This window comes from Clostridium sp. UBA5712, assembly GCF_002419845.1.
GTDB lineage: Bacteria > Bacillota > Clostridia > Clostridiales > Clostridiaceae > Clostridium_J > Clostridium_J sulfidigenes.
In genome coordinates, this window is the sequence record NZ_DIGW01000011.1 from 79,997 (window position 1) to 98,806 (window position 18,810).

The window sequence follows — 18,810 nt, forward strand, 5'->3', positions numbered from 1 at the left end:
CAATTATTCACTTATATCATTTTGCACTATAAAATAGGAGCAATATAAAATGTACTCTATAAGGTGGACAAATTAAGAAGAAGGCAAGGCTTAGGTATTAACTAAACAACTTATGAAAAAATTCAAAATGAAAAGAGTGTCAATTATCCTAACTAATAATTATTATCGTTAGCTTTATGATTATCCTCTTTTTCTACCTAAGTAATAATAACCGTTTGATTTATTTCCATTCATAGTTGTATATACCACCTGATTTAAAATCAATTTATCAAATGGCTGCAAACATTGATCAATCCATTTTATATCGTGATGCCTAACTATAGCACCTTCAGGTAATTCAAATACACCATATTTTTGGTATTTATCTTGAAATAACTTATAACGTTCTATATTGCGTTCATCTGTGTTTAGTAAGAAATCATTAATATACAGAATCCCATTAGGTTTCAAAACACGCTCTATTTCTTTTAGCAATGCTGCCTGTTCTTTATCGTTAACAATACACGTTAGCACTGCAAATAAAATAACCGCATCACAACTTTCACTATCTAATTCAATATTATCTCCTTGCATTACCCTCAAATCTAAATGAGGATATTTTACATTGCCTCGTTGTATCATTTTCTCTGAGAAGTCAATTCCTATTAAATTGCTGTACCCTTCTAAATTTAGCTGTTCTAATGTTCTTCCATAACCACAACCCACATCTAGAATAATACCTTCCTTATTAACAAACTTAGCAAACTCTTCAAAGTGAAAAGGTGTTGTAAATTCTTTGTTTTCTGCGACTGTATTCCAATATTTCTTCTGTGTCATGACAAACCTCCTAGTTTCTTTTTATTGAATTATAATTTATGATGAAATATTATATAAATAACCTTTACTTAGTCTTATGTTATATAAGATTGTGTTTATAATGTCCTTAATGATTTGTTCCATTCAATATAAAAATCAACCATTGAATTATATCTTTTAGACCTATCAATATTTATGGATTTAATTACGATATCATATAGGTTTTTATTCAATTGCTTATTATTTATTAATTTCATTACCTAATTTAAGAAACTTTCAACTTAATGCAGTTTATAATTGCAACTACTTTTCCATTAAGTATGCTGAACATGAAACACTAAAATCACATTGTTCATATAATTTTTTTGCACTAATATTATCAACATCTACGTATAGCCTAATGCCTGTAGCATTCTTTTCTTGCCTTAATATCTCTGCTTTTTTCATTAATTCATAGGCAAACCCATTTCTGCGATATGAAGGATGAATCCATAATTCATCAACATAAACATGTCCAAAACCATTATATTTACCAACTTTAGGCATATAAATTAATGAAATCCAACCAACATATCGTCTTTCCACTTCAACCACATATATAAACAAATTAGGATTTGACAATTCATTTATAATACTTTGCTTAATTGCTTCTTTCAATGGTAATCTTTCACTACCGTTCATTCTCCAATATATCATATCATCAAATAATGAATAATTCCGTGCATCTATTTTCACAATTTTATAGTTCATACAATCACCCTCATATACAATATAATTAGTTATCTTTTTATCTAGTAAATCCATATTTTTTGACATTCTCATTAAAGCATTATTCACTCTTGCTTATATATCATTATCAGTCATCCTACAATTTGTCTAACATGCCTATTTTTATCTAATTATCTCTAATAATTCATTTAGGGAATTAATCTCAATAAAATTTTTGTTATTAATATGGGTATCATGTTTACGGTTTATAAAAACAGGTGTAAAACCAAATTTTTCAGCCCCTAGAACATCAGCTTCAAAGTTATCTCCAATGAAGTAAACTTGTTCCATTTCGATGGTAGTATCATACTTTTTAATATCATCAAATACAATTTTAAATAAATCTTTATGGGGCTTCCTTATCTTATAATCCGCACTGAAATGTATATTAGCAAAATATTTTTCTAAATCATATTGGTTAATGAATCTTTTCATTACATTCTTTTTAAATATGGAGTTACTTAATAAATATACTGGGATTCCTAATAACTTAAGTTGCTCTAAGGTAGAAATAGTGTCATTAAACAATTCAGTAGTATTTATTTCAAGTGCACAATTAAATAAAATTTCTTCTAGGGAATAATTCACTTTAAAACCATATTTATTTTTAAAATCTAAAAGTTCATCTTCAAATGCCAGTTCTGAATTATCCTCGCTTCTTTTATCATAAAGTTCTTTCCAATATGTAGCTGCATAATCTAGAAATTCAGCTTTAACAGTGTCTTTTGATAAAATATTTTTATGTAGATAAGATAAACCCGAATTAAAATCAAATTTAATATCATGAAGCAATGTGTCAAATAAATCAAAGACAATAGCTCTAACTTTAGCCATAAAACCCCTCCGCAAATTATTATTTATCTAGCCTTGATAATATTTTTTGTATCCTAACCGTACAGTCAATCTTTCTATTAACATGGTCTCTCCATGAATTAGATAAAGGAAAATTAAAAGATATCTAGGTATCGGGTCTAAATCGAAATTTAGAAGTTCCTCCACTTTTAGCATGCTTCAATCCTCCTTTTAGCTCCGTTGCTTAAATGCATTTGTATATATGCTTTTTGCACAACCATCGCTGATCGCTTTATGGTAATATATTCTATAAAATACCATAAATTCCTCTAAAGCAAAAGAAGTCTTGTTAGTAGAGTTTGGATTTTATAATAGACTAAAATAAGCTAAAATTAAACCATTAATAAGTTTTCAAATTATTCAATGTAAATTAATACCCCAATTATTCTCAAAACTATTACTGTAATAAATCCAATTATAATTAATCTATTTGCTACCTTAAGTTCTTCTAGCGTTTCCTTACTAACTATTTCTGTATCATCATGCCTCTTTAGTTTTTTAGATATCTTTATATGCTTTATATATCCCCAAAGTATTATACAATAAGGAATCAAAGAAAGTAGTTCTAGAATAACAGGAAATTCTCTTAATATATCTCTCAAATATATACCCCCTTATATGATAGTGCGTAACAATTTATAATTATTCCTTCACATTCTTATTGATATACTTATTATAACACAATTTCAATAAAATGTATAAAAGCACCTCTATATAGAGATGCTTTAAAATAAACAGCTTTGATTTTTAATCAAAGCCATTAAAACCTGATCAATCTATGCCTCAAAATTGTATTTAACAAATGCAATTCCTTCAAGTTCACATGATGTGGACATACCACTTTTCTTATAAAAGGCTTTAGTTTTTTCTGTATTATCAGTCATCAGTACAATTTGTCTAATATGCTTATATTTATCTAATACTGATTGTAAAAGATAATTTCCTATGCCTTGTCTTTGATACTCTTCTTTTACTAAGATATCTTGTATATAAATAATATAAGCATCATCACCAACAACCCTAATTAATCCAATCAACTCTTCCCCATCAAAAGCTCCAATATTGAATAAGGAATTTTTTACTGCCTTAAATAGTTTATCAGGTTTATCTGAATATACTGTCCACCCAACATTTTTATATAATTCTATCAATTGTTTTAATTCAAACGTTCCATTTTCTTTATATTTTATATTCATTTTTATTCTCCATTTCATATATATTTGAACTAGCTACTTTATGTGGAGAATTAATTTCTACCACTCACTAATAATTTCTTATTTTCCGTTTTAAGAAAAGGACAACCATCAAAATTCCTTTAATTCAATAAAATCAACACCATTTTCACTTGCAATTCCTGCATACAACTTATTATTATCTTTACCTATAGACAAATAATGCCTCAAACATTCTTTAGCAGTAAAAGGCATTTCTCTATCTAAAACTTCATCCATATTAACCCACTCCAATATGCCTTCATCACATTCATTAATGTCTATTTCAGTGTTTTGTAGTTCAGTGAAATAGTAATAGTTTTGCCTAATCTCATTATTCTTCATACGAAGTGTAACATATTTTAAATCTACAGTTCCAATATCGTTTTCTGTAATACCTGTTTCTTCAAACAGTTCCCTTAAAACACATGCCTTTGGATTATTTAGTTCGCCTTTTTCAAAATGACCACCTATACCACACCAAGAAGGTTTCACAACTCTTGAACCAACTCTATAAAGCAGTAACATTTTATTTTTAAATATAATATAAATTGTAGTCATATTCCTTAACATATCTAAAACACCTCATTTAAGTTTCTTTTAGACTTTAAGTTCACTTTCTTATACCCCTATGCGAAACTTATCAATATAATTTCTTAATTATAGAAGATTACGAATTAATTAAACTTCTATATTTATTTTGCAGCCTCAATAATCCAGTCAACTATATAATTAAATCTTTCTGATGTAAGTGCATGACCACCTTCATATTGTTTAATACTAATTTGTTGCCCTGCATTACATTTTATATATTCCTTTTCTGCCTTTTTATAGATATCCATTGCATCTTTCGAGTATTTATCTTCTGTTGCTGATACAATTAGAAATTTAGTTGGGCAAATCTCGCATACTACATCGTCAATATCATAATATCTCATAAAATTTGGTATAACACTTGCCATTTCAATACCAACATTATTCTTAATTCTGTTTCTAAATGTTGCGGCACTACCGCTAGCACAAGCATAATGTATTCTTTTATCAAATGCAGTAAGATAAATCGTTGTATTACCTCCATATGAATGTCCTAAACAACCTATTTTATTATAATCAACGCAATCCAATCCATTTAACACGCTGATTGCTCCCATTGCATCTTCAATTACTGTTTTTGCCAGAGTCTGACCTGTGAGTATTCCGTAGCACATTGTAAGAAAATGCTGCCAGTCATCATCTTCATCATTTTTATTGATTCCTGAGGCATTAACTCTTCTATCCTCAAAACACAATGAATCTGGTGCGATGACAACAAATCCCCTCTCTGCAAGTGCAGGACCAAAGGCTTGAAGATGATTCCCAGCAAGACCGCAAACTTCACTTTTGCCAAGATTTCTTTCTCTGTTATGTTGATGATTTATTAAAACTGCTGGATGCTTACCTTCTCCATCTGGCAAAAACAAAAAGGCAGTGTTTTTACGTCCATGTATGAAATATTGAATAAGTTCCCTTCTGTATCCATTACATTGGAATGTTTCTAAAACCTCATAATTTATTCTGCTACTCACAGGCTTCAAGTCAATAAGTTTTAACATCTCTATACTGTTTGTACTCATACTACCTCCTTCTAATAAATACAAATTTATACTTTTGCAATATACGTATTTTATTTACTTCGTAATTTAACACAATTATTCCTTAACATACTTATTATAGCACAATTGAAATAAACTGTATGAGCATATTAAAAGCACCTCCATATAGAGATGCTCTAAAATAAACAGTATTACTAATAAGTTATTTAATTATATATCAATTTCACCATATAAAAAGATGAGATTTTAAAACATAAAAACTCTCTGACTCCACCTTGCTTAAACAATTATTTTAAATTGTATACTTAAATATAAGTTCTCCATTAACATCCTTTTCATTTATATACTCAAATCCAATGCTTTTATATAAACTATAAGCTAATGTATTTTGCTCAACTATACTTAAGTAGATAGTATTAACATCATATTTTTTCGAAACTATATCAATAAGGTTGGTCATTGCAATTCTTCCAAATCCTTTTCCCTGGTATCTTTCATCTATCATTATTCTATCAATCCAAGTATCTTTATTAGGCCCAAAGGATCCGTACATTGCAAATCCAATTACTGCCTCCTTATGATATATAGCTACAGGATTCCATTGACTACAAGTTCTTGCTTCTTCTAAGCATTCATCTACAGTTTCAATAAATTTCTCTTGGTCTGACTTTAATTTTATTTTCCTAACAATATTTTCATTAGTATTATCTATATCTTTAAAATATATATTATTCATATAATTACTTATCCCCCAAATTCAAAACATTTAAATTCATGCATCTTAACCAATGAATTACTTGATTAATCTTCTTTCTTATCTTAATTCAATCTGTTTATAATATTATTTTTCCTTCTTAAAAACAAAAGATTTGCATTCATCATTATATATGTTTTCCTTTAAAAATGTAAATCCACATTTTTTAGTATAAAATCTATGGTTTCTTATTGAATAATCCGGCGTTTCAACTGTCCACATCTTAGCATTTATATATTTTTGCTCTATGTCATTCCAAACTATAGTTCCAAGATGATGTCCTCTGTAATTTGGATCAATAAAGAGCATTTCCAAACTATATTCATTATTGGGCTTAATTCCAACTGTGTAAGCACCAACTGTATTTCCTTCATAAATAACTTTATAACTTTCAAAATCTGTGTGCTCATTGAGCCATTTAATCAAACTGCCATCATTATATCCTTTAGGTCCATCCTCTTTTATATCCGTGTGCATTGATGTATCTTCATTAAATGCAGAAGTCATGATTTTTGTTAATTCTTTATAGTCATCAGTATATATCTTTTGATACAAAATCTTGTTATTCATTATAACTTCTCCTTCTTATTGTTTAGTACTTTGACATGTTTTTCCTACAATTATTCACTTATATTATAAACTTATTGTAACATAATTTCTATAAAGTGTATGTTTATGTACAAAAAGCATCCAATTAAAGAAAAGGTCATAAAATTAAGTGGCTACTTTTTTCTAGAAGCAACCACTTTTTAGTTTAAGTAAATGAAACTACCCTACCAACAGTTAAGATAAAAATTATAAATCCTGTCATTATAATGGTTATGGCTACTGTAAAGACTCCTCTAAATAATTGAAACCAGCTGATGGCTGCCGAAAATCCAAGTAGCCCTAGTAATAGTGTGATTATAGAAAGTATCATAACTATAACTAATGGATGCACTTGCAATAGATCCATTGTAAAGTTAATTACCTTATTTGATTCTATTGATAAAAAGAATAATATTACACATATCAATGATAAAATGAATGAGTAAATATTTAACCTTAATTTCATACTGAACCTCCTAGATATTCCATGGTAATGCAAGGTGCTTATTTAGCACGCTGCAATATTCTATTATAATTTACAATTTTACCATATTGTACGACCAATGGTATTAACTTAAATTTAAATTTCTATATACATTCAGTAAAACCTTATAAATAGAGTTTTTAGCTTCTCTGAAGCTTACTAACAGAATTCTTTCCATCGGTGTTTCTGCCCATGTAAATTAGACCTTCAAGGTTGTTTTTTATAGCTATAGCTACATGACATGGGAAGTGACCTTTGGTTATATCATAGCCATGGACTGCTTTATATAGGGCAATAATACCCACTTGAATTAGGTCATCTATGTCATAGCCCTTTACACTTATAGCCACAGCTTGGCTAGATATAAAAGCCTTGAAATTTTTTATTAGCTCTTCAAGGGCAGTATCCTCCCCTGCTTTTGCCTTTGTCACCAATTCTTGAATTTTAGCACAATTATCCATAACAAAAATCCTTTCTCCTAGGCTATTTCCTCCTGTGTCCATGTGTCCATTTTTTCCCCTATATATACATATATAGTATATATATATTATTTATATTATAAATATGCTCTAATAGAATATCATGGACATAATAGATACATAGGGGGTTAGCCCTTATTATTACTAGGTTTGAGGCGTGTCCTTAACTGTGTCTTTCCCTGTGTCTTTGGAATCAAGGATACAGCTTTTAAGTGTTTTCATAATTATTCTTTCTTATAAAGGCTCTTTGACATCCATAATTTTTACCAAATCTCAGCTTTCCTGTGCCCATGTTATAGGGTTCCCAATCCTCAAGGACACGGAGCACATCATTAATTTCTCTAGAATTCATAGGTTTCATGTACTTAGGATCTCCTTGTAATAGCTCCACCCATATCTCCATGGCACATATTTTATCTCTTTTTTTAGTGGGTATTATATTTTCCTTAAAGTTAGTTCCATGAATATAACTTCTTCTAGCTGCCACATCAAGGTCCTCCCAATTTTCAGGAAGAGGCATTTCAAGGTATTCATGAATCAATCCCTCTATGGAACTTCTCTCTGTATGCTTCTCTTGGATTTTAACTGCTTGCTTTTCTAGTTCTAGCTCTAAGTATAACCCTTCTCCCATCTTCCAAAGCTCCACAGCTTCTGCCCAAATCTGGTGGATTTCAGCCTTTATATCCTCTCTCCATAAATTCTTTTTAATTCTATGTTTCTCTACCATTACAGGCCAAAACCTTCTGTTCCCTGTTTTATCCTTTAAGAAGTCCATTTCATTGGTGGTGCCAAAGAATACACACTGCATTGGAAACTTTGTAACCCTCTTTCCATAGGCAACTCTATAGATATCTTCCCTCTTAGATATAAAGTGTTTAACTGCCTCCGTCTCTGCTTTTTTTGCAGCAGTAAGCTCTGCCATTTCTATAATCCAAGCATCTTGAAGTTGTTCATAGGCTTCTTTCCCTTGCACTGTGTTAAAGGAATCTGAGTACCAGTTTTGCCCAAGAAGGCTTAAAATATGACTCTTGCCTACACCTTGTTTTCCAACCAAAACCAGCATATAATCAAACTTCACTCCTGGATTAAAAATCCTAGCCACCCCAGCAATTAAAGCTTTTCTTGTAACCATTCTGTTATATTTAGTATCACTAGCTCCTAGATAATCTATAAATAGGTTGTCCACTCTTTTAACTCCATCCCACACTAAGGAGTTAAAGTAATCTCTAATGGGATGAAACTTATTTTTCTCCTCTACAATTAAAAGACCATCATTAATCTTCATGGGACTAGTTATCCTATAAACCTTTTCTATATAATGCCTTAAAGATGAATCGTCACTGTCCTTCCACTGATCCCCTTCTTTTTTATTAAGAAGCCTATGCCAGGGTAGATTACCCTTAATCATAGTTCTATGGGAAAATTCATTTAAAGCTATTTTCCCCTTTAGATTTTCTTCCTTAGTTATTGGCTTCTTAAAATTCTCAGATTCTATTTCGTCCTTAGTCATTGGCTTTGTAAAGTTCACCGATGCCTTTTCTTCCTTAGCATCCTTTTCCTCACTTTCCCCCTTAACATCCTCTAACTTCCAAATCAGTCCCTCTTCCTGATCCTTAGGTAATTCACCGTCAGCACCTAAAGCCTCAGACTCCTTCTCATCCAAAGCTTTAAAAAACCTAGCTGACAATGTTAAAACCTTGATAAGTTCCCTGCAATTAAAGTTCACATTAATATTAATATCCATAAATAAACCTCCTTCAAAAAAATACCCTCTATATATAAAGCCTTCGTAGCAATTAATTCGTAGCTATTTTTGAAAATTTCTTAAAGTTTTTTTAAAAGGATTATTATTTCCTTATATATGAGCTTAAGAATCCTTCTTATATTTCCCTCACTAACCCCTCTCTCTTTGGCAATGGACACAATGGTTTTCCTTTGAAAAAACACTAGGTAAATTAACTTTCTCTCATCGAAAGATAATTTACCTAGTGCTTTATAAAGACTCTCATTAATTAATATTTCTTCTACATTCTCAATAACTTCAATATCATTAGATCTAAATTGAAAACCATGCTCCTCCATTTCCTCAAGAGAATTGTGTTTGCGTCTCTCCTTGCGATTATTATTATGAACCTGCCTTTCTATCTCCATGACAACTTTAATAAGCTCATCAGGGATATCTACCTTCTGAACTTCACCTGTAATAAATTCATACTTAATTTTCATATTCATCTCTCCTAGCTTCAAATTATTTTGAAACTTTTATGAAGCTATTCAAAGCCTAGGTGGAGATGCTTATAAAGGGATAAAAAAAGCCTTCCACAGTGAAAGGCTTTAAAAACTAACCCTAGATGGATTAAATTCTGTTAAAATAAAAAAATAGCCGATGACTGCTAATTTAGCAACCATCCGGCTATTCGGTAGTTAATCACTCCATTGCTCGGTATGTTTTATTATACTTTAACCTATATCTTAACTCATTGTATATGAAAATTCTATTTTTCTTAATTTAATATTATTTTTTACCCCCAGAAGTTTTCTACACTTATTACACTTTATCTCTATAATTCCAACGTAGCTATTTTCCACATCGAATAATCTATTATTGCAAATTGGGCATCTCACCTGAATCAATTACATCTAATCCCCCTCTCTATACTAATTTCCCCTTTAAATTACTTAATCATAATATAGATAATATATCATTTACCTACATTTCCCCTTAATATAACCTAACATATCCTTTTATTTATGTCTTTTCTACCAAATACTTTTATCATTAACCCGAATTCCATAAAAGTATAGTTACATTATATGACATTTTTAAGGGAAGGTCAAGGAATTATTTGAATTATTTTGAAAATTTATTGTTTTTATCCATAAAAGTGTTTTTCAAATATGTTGCTATATACGTGTATATATTTTACAATTAGTAGGAGTAACTGGATAGTTACAATAAAATTAAAGTATATAATATTTTAATTTTATTCTTTTAGGAGGTTATAGAATGGTAGTGGAGCCTTTAAATGATGTTATGTCTCATTTTAGATTTGTATTTTCCGCCTATGTAGTATTGTTTATAATTATAGTTTTGAATTTTTATAAATCCCTACATATTAGAAAGAATTTACAGAGAGATAATTCAGTTGGCAAGTTAATTCAAAGATTTGATTTGGTTATTGATATTTTTTGTGGACTAGCAATGACTGCAGGTTTAATGTTTCAAGGGGTATTGGCAGATAATAATGCATTAGGGCACAATACTTGGTTTATGGCACTTTTAGTCATATCCATTGTGAGTTTTATCATTTTTGTATTAACTGTAATTGTGGTTAGGAAAGATAAAAAATAGGCATATTAAAATCAACTTTCACTTATTATTTATTTTCAGATGCCTTAATGGATGTAGAGATTAGAAGTTTGTGAGTATAAATAATTTAATGAAAATATATCTCTATAAGAATTATTTTAAAGGCATGGAGATCATAAGATGGTCCCATGCCTTAATTTCGATACAATAAATAATTTAATCCATTAATCATTATAGGACATACTACCTGACAATTATTGGTGTTAGTAACATTTATTTATTTGTGGTTACCTGTCTTTTTAAATCCTCTATCTCTTTATCCTTAAGATCTATAATCTTTTCATACTTTTGTTCCATTTCCATCAAGTTTTTGCTTAACATATTTATAAAGGATGCCATCTCATCGGAACTTCCTGCTATACGGTTAAATAGCAAAAGATTTAATTTTAAGACCTCTGGGATCTCTTTGTGAGAATATCTAAGTTGATGGTCAATCTCTCCATAACCTTCTTCAAATATGGTTCTTACTTGAATTTCCGCTATAACCTTTTGATTAGTTGGAAAAAATTCTATAAGATAATGGACAGAACGGTATCCTGATTTTCTAGAATTAATTTGTATATTTAATTCCTCAAATATTTTTGTATCATCCCCTTCTCGTACATTAGCAGTTATCTCAACAACCTTCCAAGTTCCCAGAATATAATTATGTATATCTTCCCAATCATCCTTGAATATATGTATGGCTCTAATACCTATCAAATCATTTATCTCTTCTTTATAGTTAGAAACGGAAAATTGAAAATCCTCTCCATACTTTGATTTTCTATCCTCTGTCTTTCTAATAATCTTTTCAATAAGCCTTTCAGAATCCTTTACTCTAGATTTTACCGTATGTATTTTCTTATGTGCCCTAAGTGTATTTGCTATAAATTCTGCTTGTGTCTCATAAGCCTCTTTATACATATTGAAATCCATATATATTTCTTCTAAAGTGTCCCAAACTATTCCACTCTTTATAATCTCTTCATTCTTAAGATGATATTTACTTAAAAAAGTTTCTTTATCTAAAATCATAAATCTTGCCACCTTCAGTTTTACTTATTTTGTCCATAATAAATATATTTTATGATATTTTAAACTTATTGTAACTCAAAATGATAAAAGATAACAAATTGTATTGCCCATATAAAAACGTAAAAAATAGCATTATCACGTCCCTACTAAAATAAGCTTTACTTTAGTAGGGACTTTAGGTTAGTTTTAGAGGGATTGCTCATAATAAGAACTATCATGATGCATCCATATTTTTAAATATATCCTTTGATGTAAGGGAGATGGCTGCAGATAGAATTCCAACCACTAGCAGAATAATCCCTGTATGATTTGAAAATTCATCAAAAGCTACCCCATATATGGCTTGCCCAATCGGTTGTGCACACATGGAGAGAGAAATCATCACTGCGATTACTTTTCCCACAAGCTCTGGCGGTGTTTCACTTTGAACTGCTGCAATCATCTGTACACTGAACATTGTGGCAAGTGCCATGATGACAAAGCTTGTGGCTGTAATTACTACATAACTGACCATATTTGCCATGCCTAGTAGCAGTGGAATTGCCATGACCCCCACGGATAGGCTGCAAAGAAACATCAAAATGTGTGAACTTGTAAGCTTTAGTTTTTTGCTGAATACAGCGGTTAAGATTCCTCCGCAAAGTCCGCCAAGTGCCATGGCTCCCTGTGAAAACCCAAGCAGCTCATCACTCATTTTAAGTATGCCAATAATTAGAATAGGCATGCCAACAATCAGCATTGATGATAGTACCAGATTGAAAATAGTAGCCAGACCAATGATATTAATGAGGACCGGTTTTTCTTTTTTCATATAATTTGTGCTGTCAAGAAAGTCACTTTTTATAATTGCAGATATTTTCATTGCATTATTTCTTTTTTCAAAGGGTATGTGTATAAAAATCTCCATTATAGCAGAGGCAGCAAAGCAAGCAATACTAATGAGAAGGATGGGTACAATGCCAAAAGCACCAAATAACATACCACCAATAATAGGCCCCAAAAGCCCTGCCAGTGCACCAACCTGGTTGACTACCGCACCTGCTGATAAAATTTTATCTCCTGAAACCAGCAATGGAATACTTGCTTGCACTGTTGGCTGATAGGTGCCACTAATGCCATAAAGCAACATTAAAACAGCAATAAACAGTGGAACTATGGGCAGTTTTCCAAGAGCCATAAAGAACAGAAAAACAATGCTTGCCGTTAAAAAATCAAGTGCTACCATGATATTTCGCTTGTTCACTCTGTCAGCCAAAATACCTCCTAAAAATGAGAGAAAAATCATGGGAAGAAAGGAGGACGCTGTTACAATTCCGAAAAGAGATGCTGAGCCTGTTTCTCGCAAAAGATAGAGAGGAAGCGCAAATCGCAAGATTGCATTACCAAACATTGAAATGATTTGTCCGATTACTACAAGTGTAAAGTTCCTATTAAATAGTTTTGTTTGTTCCATATTACAATGCCTCCATCTTATTTACCTTTGACAACAGCTCCATAAATACTACAAGACCTAACACTAGTAAAACAACCATTCCTATTAGCCTGATTTGCAAAGAATTTTCAGGTACAAACGACATCATATTGCCAAATGGAATAATTAACAGAAAGGATGTTACTACAGTAGCTACCAATGACTTCCTCCAAAATCCTATACGCATTGCTATAAGACCTATTGAAGCTGCCAGCAGTGCTGAAACTCCTGTTGTAACAAGTAGGTTTGGCCACATTTCACCTGTAAACATATTGGGTAAAATGTGAAAAGTATTTGATAAAAAAGCAAACATACTGATTGCAACAATATTACATATAGATACCGCAATGGCAATAAAGAAAAACACAAAGCTGCATTTCGCAAAGAGAATTTTGCTTCGCTTTATTGGGTATGAGAACAATAGAATTGCTCTTTTCCCAGTATATTCTTCAACTGTAAATTTAGCGTGCATGATAGCAGATAAGACACCGAATGCAGCAACAAACAGTATGGAAATCAAAGATATAAAATTATTCCATTGACTAAACATACTCAAATCTGTAGGCAGGGAAACGCCTCCTCTAATTTGGATCATCTGCTGTGATTGTTCAATTTGTGGTATATATGCTGTTAAAAAGCAAAATCCAAATCCAAAAATCAAGATAAGAAAGGATGCCACAATATAAGATCTAATTTTGTTTCTTTCAAGTTCTAAATTTATAAGTTTTATCATTATAATTTCCCTCCTCTCATTTTTTCAATTAAGAAATCTTCAAGATTGTTTTCATGCTCTACAATTAAGTCCTTCACATTAGCTTCAAGGGTTAACGTGCCATTTGCAATGACCGCAACTCTTTCAACGGTTTGTATAACTTCGCTTAAAATATGACTTGAAAGTAAAATTGTCATCCCTTGATTTTTAAGGGAAATAAATAAATCTCTCATTTCCTTAATTGCAACAGGATCAAGTCCATTAATGGGCTCATCAAGGAGCAATACCTTGGGACTATGTATCATACTTCTAGCAATGCCTAAACGCTGACGCATGCCAAGAGAAAACTTTGATACTGGTTTATCGCCCACATCACCAAGACCGACACGTTCAAGGGCTTTTGATATATCTGCATCCATCCCCATATATCTAAGATGAATGGACAAATTGTGAGTAGCATTCAGATGCTCATAAAAATATGGTACCTCAATAAGACTACCGATGTTACCGAGTACCTGGTCTCGTTGGGCCCAAGCATTTTTTGCCAGAACATATGCACCACCCTCAGTTGGCTCAAGCAGCCCAGCCATAAGCTTTAAGAGGGTTGTTTTCCCCGCTCCATTTACACCTAATATGCCATAAATCTCACCCTGTTTAACTTTCATTTCTAGACGATTTAATACGGTCTTGCCATAAAATTCCTTGCATAGTCTGTTTGTATGCACTGCAAATTGATGTTCCATATACTTCTCCTTATTCATATACCGACGTTCGGTATGTATTTTACCAAAAATATTCTGCCCCCTGAGGAGCAGTTATTTCTACCCATTGTAGCGACTACTGTACTCAACATATTGTAAGATAGTCTCTGTATCTAAAATATCAATTCCTATTCCATTCAAAATCACACTGAAAAATTCCATTTTCCTACGCATTTCTTCAGGTGTAGATTTTGCAATGGCAGGGTTTACCCAAATGTTCATTAGTGTAATGATCACCTCAGCAAGTTCCTTTGGATAAGCGGTTTCAATTGAACCATCACTTATTCCCTCGTTGATGATAGGCTCTATATAGCATGGGACAATCAATTCATAGATTTCTATAACTTGTTTCATCACAAATTTAGGATCATTCATAATTTTGTTTGACATTGCTATAATCGCATTACTACCCGGATTAGCGTAGCCGGCTTTAATCATTGTTTTTAACTTTTCATAGCCAGTAATTGTCTTATCATCACGGAGTTTATTGAAATAAGCCGTATTTTCATTGCCAATCTTCTCACATACTGATTGAAAAATTTCCTCCTTGGATTTAAAATGATGATAGATTGCCCCCTTGGAAAGCCCCCCTAAATTATTGATGATATCTTGAATTGAAGTGTGTTCATAACCTTTTTCTATAAAGAGCTTCAATGCTTCCTCTAAGATTAGGTTAACTGTTTCTTCTGGATATTTATTTCGTGCCATACAGCATCCACCTCCATACCTACCGTTGGTATCTATATTATCATTGATGATTTTTCTTGTCAAGCACTAATATACTATTAATCTAAATATAATAAACTATAGTATTTGTCATTCAATATGGTTCTATGAAATTTATAGATTGCACCTAATAAGAAATTATTCTTTTTCTGCTGCAAACATTTCTGCATAAATACCTTGTTTTTTAATCAAACTCTCATGATTACCGCACTCCATTATAGTTCCACTTGAAATCACAATGATTTTATCGAATCGCTTAACTAAATTTGCTTTATGCGATACTAATATACATGGAATTGATTTTTTTAAGAGATTATCAATTATTTTAGTTTCTGATAAAGAATCAAGGGCACTGGTTGGTTCATCTAATAGTAGCATCTTAGTGTTTCTAAATAATATTCTTGCTAGTATTATTTTTTGTTTTTGACCTCCAGATAAATTCATTCCTTGATCTGATATGGTAGTAGATAATCCCATTGGTAATTCTTTTATCAATGTATCTAAAGTTGAATCACAAATAACTCGTTGTAAAAAATCAGGATCATAATTTTCTTCTCCAAGGGTAATATTGTAAAGAATGCTTTCATTAAATATAATAGGATTTTGATTAACCATTCCTATAGCATCTTTAATAGCCTCTTTAGAGTATTTATCTATAGTTAGATTATTAATATAGATTTCACCTTCAGTAGGTTCTAATAAATTATCAAGAATTTTTAATAATGTGCTCTTCCCAGAACCACTTGAACCTACCACAGCAATTTTATCATTTTTATGGATGGATAGATTAATATTGTTTAGTATTAGCCCATCAAATATTGAATGTTTAAAAGATATATTTTCTAACCTATAAGAATCAATGTGATCAATTCTTTCTAGCATGTGTGTATCTGAATTAAGATGTTTTGTAGAGTTTATAGCAAATATTTCATTTATCTTTTTAAACTGTATCTTAATAACAGTCATCTGTATAAATGTACTCATAACCCCATTCAAGGGTGAGAGAAAAGATTGAGATAAAGTTATAAACCCTATTAATTTTCCAAGGGTTATTGAAAATACTCCTTGTCCATAAATTAATGTTGTACCAATCAATATTAAAATAATAGGAGTAAAGTAATATATTGAACTTATAAAACTACCTAAGACAGAAATTTTTATATCCTTCTTTAAAGTAAGATCGCGTTCTAGCTTGAATTTTTCTGACCATCTCTTTAGAAAAATATTTTCTAGGTTTAGAGATTTTATTGTTTCCATTCCTTCAAAAAGTTCAATAATAATATTTTGAGTTTGATTCTGCAAAATCATTTCTTTGCTATTAAAATTAAATAGCATTTTTGTGTAGAATAAGGATGAAAAAATAATAATAGCACCTATTCCAACAGTTATGAAAGTAAGAATTGGAGAATAAGAATACATTATAAAGAGATATACAACTACTAAAATAATTTCAATTATTGATTTTAAAAATTGTTGGCTTAGTAATTGCTGAATGTAACTTATTAAATTTGCTCGATAAATCCAATCACCAGAGGCACGATTTATAAAATACTTAAATTGGATTTCCGAAATCTTCTTAATTAGCTTATCTATCATCTTCCCATTAAAGTTATATTTTAATTCTGCCAGCAATAAGTCATTTAAAAATTGCATCAGAGTATAAATTATAAAGATTATAATAAACCCAGGCACTATTAATAAAGTTCTTTGAAGTAGTGATCTTACAACATTGTTGCCATCAATGAGAAGTCTAATAAAGGTAGGCACAATTATTGAAAATAACTGTAAAATTATCATTGATACAAGTAAGAATATTAGTGATTTTTTTTGCTTCACAAAGAAATTCATAATGATTTTTTGCAAAGTCTCTACATGTGATTGTTTCTGTTTTTTCCCCGTATCAATAATCATATCAGTTGGTTCAAAACTAAGAATAACCTGGCTAAATGATTCTTCAAATTCCATTTTTGAAACCTTCAAAATTCCCTTATCAGGATCAAATAATGTTACTTTATTTTTAATACTTTTAACCACAACAAAATGATTATTATTCCATAGAATAATAATTGGATGTTTAATTTTTGACGACATCAAATCATCTGAGTTAATTTTATAGGCTTTACCTTTTATCCCATGATCAGATATGATCTCAATTAAATTGTATAGACTCAAACCTCCCCTAGGAACCCCATAATGATCCCTTATTTCATTTAATGTAGATTTAATGCCCCAATAATTTAATATCATTGTTATACAAGCAATACCACATTCACTATGTTCAGATTGTTCTACTAAACTTAACTTTCCCATATTTGTGTCCATCCCTTTCCATTAACTTAAAGAGCTAAATAAATAAAAAAGCACCCTTATTTATTTAAAAATTATGGTTGTATTATCCCAAATATATGTAAAATTGTCAATGTAATCTTCTTTTGCTGTAAATAATATATACTGTACTTTTTACATGTTGTGTACTTGTTAAAAATTAAACATTGCTCTGATGAGAAATAAATAATTTAATTTACAAGATTTATATGGCTATTATTTGGGAAACCTTGTAAATACAATAATTCAATTTTAATATATCATATTATATATAAAAACAAAAATGTAAAATATTTAATAATATGTAAACAATATTGAAATTATAAAATCTTCGTGATATATTTAACATGTAAATTCAAAAGTACATGCATGTTAGATGAATTTAACAAATTAAAAGGGGGGGAATAAAAATGCAAAAAATGTCAAATGAAATTTGTGGAAAGAGCTTAAGGGAAATGTCACAAAATGAAATGCAAGATATATATGGTGCTTCATCTGAAACAAACGGTACACCAGCTACTGTTGTTAGTGCAATATCAAAATTTGTAACAAAAAGCTCAAAGGCGTGCATATCTGCATCTGCATCTGCTATAAGTGGTATTCTTTCATATAACAAAGACTGCTTAGGCTAATAAAAAATAAGGAGACTGGTTATGGAAATGAAACAAGATAAAATTGTTGGAAAGAGTTTAAAGGAATTGTCAGAAAAAGAATTAATGGACGTTTATGGTGGACGTGGAATGTCAGAACCTCAATCTACCATGGTATGCTCTGCATTAATAACTTTTGTAGGCTCATACCTTGGTTCTGCAGTGACTAAATGCGGTAAGGACAATAAATAATAATTAAAATATAGAATAATCATAAGTAAGAGGTGTTGGCTCACCATCACCTCTTACTTATGT

22 protein-coding genes are annotated in these 18,810 nt (G+C 30.7%); 3 read left to right on the plus strand and 19 right to left on the minus strand.

Annotated elements, in window-relative coordinates; all coding sequences use genetic code 11:
• Nucleotides 1-180: 180 nt before the first annotated feature.
• The 13 genes from B3B03_RS06665 to B3B03_RS06725 form a co-directional block, all read right to left on the minus strand.
• Entirely contained in the window at nucleotides 181-816 is a 636-nt protein-coding gene (locus B3B03_RS06665) for a class I SAM-dependent methyltransferase (RefSeq protein ID WP_346876791.1), read from the minus strand.
• Between the two features lie 282 nt (nucleotides 817-1,098).
• Complete coding sequence (locus B3B03_RS06670) at nucleotides 1,099-1,611, minus strand: GNAT family N-acetyltransferase (protein ID WP_346876792.1); 513 nt, start codon at nucleotides 1,609-1,611, stop codon at nucleotides 1,099-1,101.
• Between the two features lie 75 nt (nucleotides 1,612-1,686).
• Nucleotides 1,687-2,397 (minus strand): HAD family hydrolase, encoded by a 711-nt coding sequence (locus B3B03_RS06675; RefSeq protein WP_346846793.1) that lies wholly within the window; start codon nucleotides 2,395-2,397, stop codon nucleotides 1,687-1,689.
• Between the two features lie 374 nt (nucleotides 2,398-2,771).
• A complete protein-coding gene (locus tag B3B03_RS06680; RefSeq protein WP_346846792.1) occupies nucleotides 2,772-3,017 on the minus strand; it encodes a hypothetical protein in 246 nt (81 codons plus the stop codon).
• Nucleotides 3,018-3,191: 174 nt separating this feature from the next.
• Nucleotides 3,192-3,611 carry a GNAT family N-acetyltransferase gene (locus B3B03_RS06685; protein WP_346876793.1) on the minus strand — a complete coding sequence of 140 codons (420 nt, stop codon included), beginning with the start codon at nucleotides 3,609-3,611 and terminating at the stop codon, nucleotides 3,192-3,194.
• A 108-nt stretch (nucleotides 3,612-3,719) separates the two neighbouring features.
• Nucleotides 3,720-4,187, minus strand: coding sequence for an NUDIX domain-containing protein (locus B3B03_RS06690; protein WP_346876794.1), 468 nt, complete (start codon nucleotides 4,185-4,187; stop codon nucleotides 3,720-3,722).
• Between the two features lie 134 nt (nucleotides 4,188-4,321).
• Nucleotides 4,322-5,239 carry a hypothetical protein gene (locus B3B03_RS06695; RefSeq protein WP_346876795.1) on the minus strand — a complete coding sequence of 306 codons (918 nt, stop codon included), beginning with the start codon at nucleotides 5,237-5,239 and terminating at the stop codon, nucleotides 4,322-4,324.
• 271 nt (nucleotides 5,240-5,510) lie between these two features.
• The gene (locus B3B03_RS06700; protein WP_346846788.1) at nucleotides 5,511-5,954 is read right to left on the minus strand and encodes a GNAT family N-acetyltransferase; all 444 of its coding nucleotides are present in this window, start codon (nucleotides 5,952-5,954) and stop codon (nucleotides 5,511-5,513) included.
• A 105-nt stretch (nucleotides 5,955-6,059) separates the two neighbouring features.
• Nucleotides 6,060-6,542: a GNAT family N-acetyltransferase gene (locus tag B3B03_RS06705; protein ID WP_346876796.1), complete on the minus strand. Its 483-nt coding sequence runs from the start codon at nucleotides 6,540-6,542 to the stop codon at nucleotides 6,060-6,062.
• Nucleotides 6,543-6,726: 184 nt separating this feature from the next.
• Nucleotides 6,727-7,026 carry a hypothetical protein gene (locus B3B03_RS06710; RefSeq protein ID WP_346876797.1) on the minus strand — a complete coding sequence of 100 codons (300 nt, stop codon included), beginning with the start codon at nucleotides 7,024-7,026 and terminating at the stop codon, nucleotides 6,727-6,729.
• Nucleotides 7,027-7,184: 158 nt separating this feature from the next.
• Nucleotides 7,185-7,547, minus strand: coding sequence for a sigma-70 family RNA polymerase sigma factor (locus B3B03_RS06715; protein WP_346876798.1), 363 nt, complete (start codon nucleotides 7,545-7,547; stop codon nucleotides 7,185-7,187).
• A gap of 184 nt (nucleotides 7,548-7,731) precedes the next feature.
• Nucleotides 7,732-9,267 (minus strand): virulence-associated E family protein, encoded by a 1,536-nt coding sequence (locus B3B03_RS06720; RefSeq protein ID WP_346876799.1) that lies wholly within the window; start codon nucleotides 9,265-9,267, stop codon nucleotides 7,732-7,734.
• Nucleotides 9,268-9,347: 80 nt separating this feature from the next.
• Nucleotides 9,348-9,749 carry a sigma-70 family RNA polymerase sigma factor gene (locus tag B3B03_RS06725; protein WP_346846783.1) on the minus strand — a complete coding sequence of 134 codons (402 nt, stop codon included), beginning with the start codon at nucleotides 9,747-9,749 and terminating at the stop codon, nucleotides 9,348-9,350.
• A gap of 781 nt (nucleotides 9,750-10,530) precedes the next feature.
• Here B3B03_RS06725 and B3B03_RS06730 point away from each other — a divergent pair.
• Nucleotides 10,531-10,875, plus strand: coding sequence for a hypothetical protein (locus B3B03_RS06730; protein ID WP_346876800.1), 345 nt, complete (start codon nucleotides 10,531-10,533; stop codon nucleotides 10,873-10,875).
• Between the two features lie 231 nt (nucleotides 10,876-11,106).
• On the opposite strand, the gene B3B03_RS06735 is transcribed toward B3B03_RS06730, so the two are convergent.
• The 6 genes from B3B03_RS06735 to B3B03_RS06760 all read right to left on the minus strand — a co-directional run bounded on the left by B3B03_RS06735 (nucleotide 11,107) and on the right by B3B03_RS06760 (nucleotide 17,890).
• The gene (locus B3B03_RS06735) at nucleotides 11,107-11,910 is read right to left on the minus strand and encodes a RelA/SpoT domain-containing protein (protein WP_346876801.1); all 804 of its coding nucleotides are present in this window, start codon (nucleotides 11,908-11,910) and stop codon (nucleotides 11,107-11,109) included.
• Nucleotides 11,911-12,124: 214 nt separating this feature from the next.
• Nucleotides 12,125-13,363 (minus strand): MFS transporter, encoded by a 1,239-nt coding sequence (locus B3B03_RS06740; RefSeq protein WP_346876802.1) that lies wholly within the window; start codon nucleotides 13,361-13,363, stop codon nucleotides 12,125-12,127.
• Nucleotide 13,364: 1 nt separating this feature from the next.
• Nucleotides 13,365-14,114 carry a hypothetical protein gene (locus B3B03_RS06745; RefSeq protein WP_346876803.1) on the minus strand — a complete coding sequence of 250 codons (750 nt, stop codon included), beginning with the start codon at nucleotides 14,112-14,114 and terminating at the stop codon, nucleotides 13,365-13,367.
• Nucleotides 14,114-14,836, minus strand: coding sequence for an ABC transporter ATP-binding protein (locus B3B03_RS06750; RefSeq protein ID WP_346876804.1), 723 nt, complete (start codon nucleotides 14,834-14,836; stop codon nucleotides 14,114-14,116). The genes B3B03_RS06745 and B3B03_RS06750 overlap by 1 nt, the downstream gene beginning before the upstream one ends.
• Before the next feature lie 78 nt (nucleotides 14,837-14,914).
• Nucleotides 14,915-15,562 (minus strand): TetR/AcrR family transcriptional regulator, encoded by a 648-nt coding sequence (locus B3B03_RS06755; protein WP_346876805.1) that lies wholly within the window; start codon nucleotides 15,560-15,562, stop codon nucleotides 14,915-14,917.
• A 156-nt stretch (nucleotides 15,563-15,718) separates the two neighbouring features.
• Complete coding sequence (locus tag B3B03_RS06760; protein ID WP_346876806.1) at nucleotides 15,719-17,890, minus strand: peptidase domain-containing ABC transporter; 2,172 nt, start codon at nucleotides 17,888-17,890, stop codon at nucleotides 15,719-15,721.
• Nucleotides 17,891-18,315: 425 nt separating this feature from the next.
• On the opposite strand from B3B03_RS06760, the gene B3B03_RS06765 reads away from it, so the two are divergent.
• A complete protein-coding gene (locus B3B03_RS06765; protein WP_346846775.1) occupies nucleotides 18,316-18,537 on the plus strand; it encodes a lichenicidin A2 family type 2 lantibiotic in 222 nt (73 codons plus the stop codon).
• Nucleotides 18,538-18,558: 21 nt separating this feature from the next.
• Nucleotides 18,559-18,747, plus strand: a complete 189-nt coding sequence (locus tag B3B03_RS06770) for a lichenicidin A2 family type 2 lantibiotic (RefSeq protein WP_346846774.1) — start codon at nucleotides 18,559-18,561, stop codon at nucleotides 18,745-18,747.
• Nucleotides 18,748-18,810 lie beyond the last annotated feature (63 nt).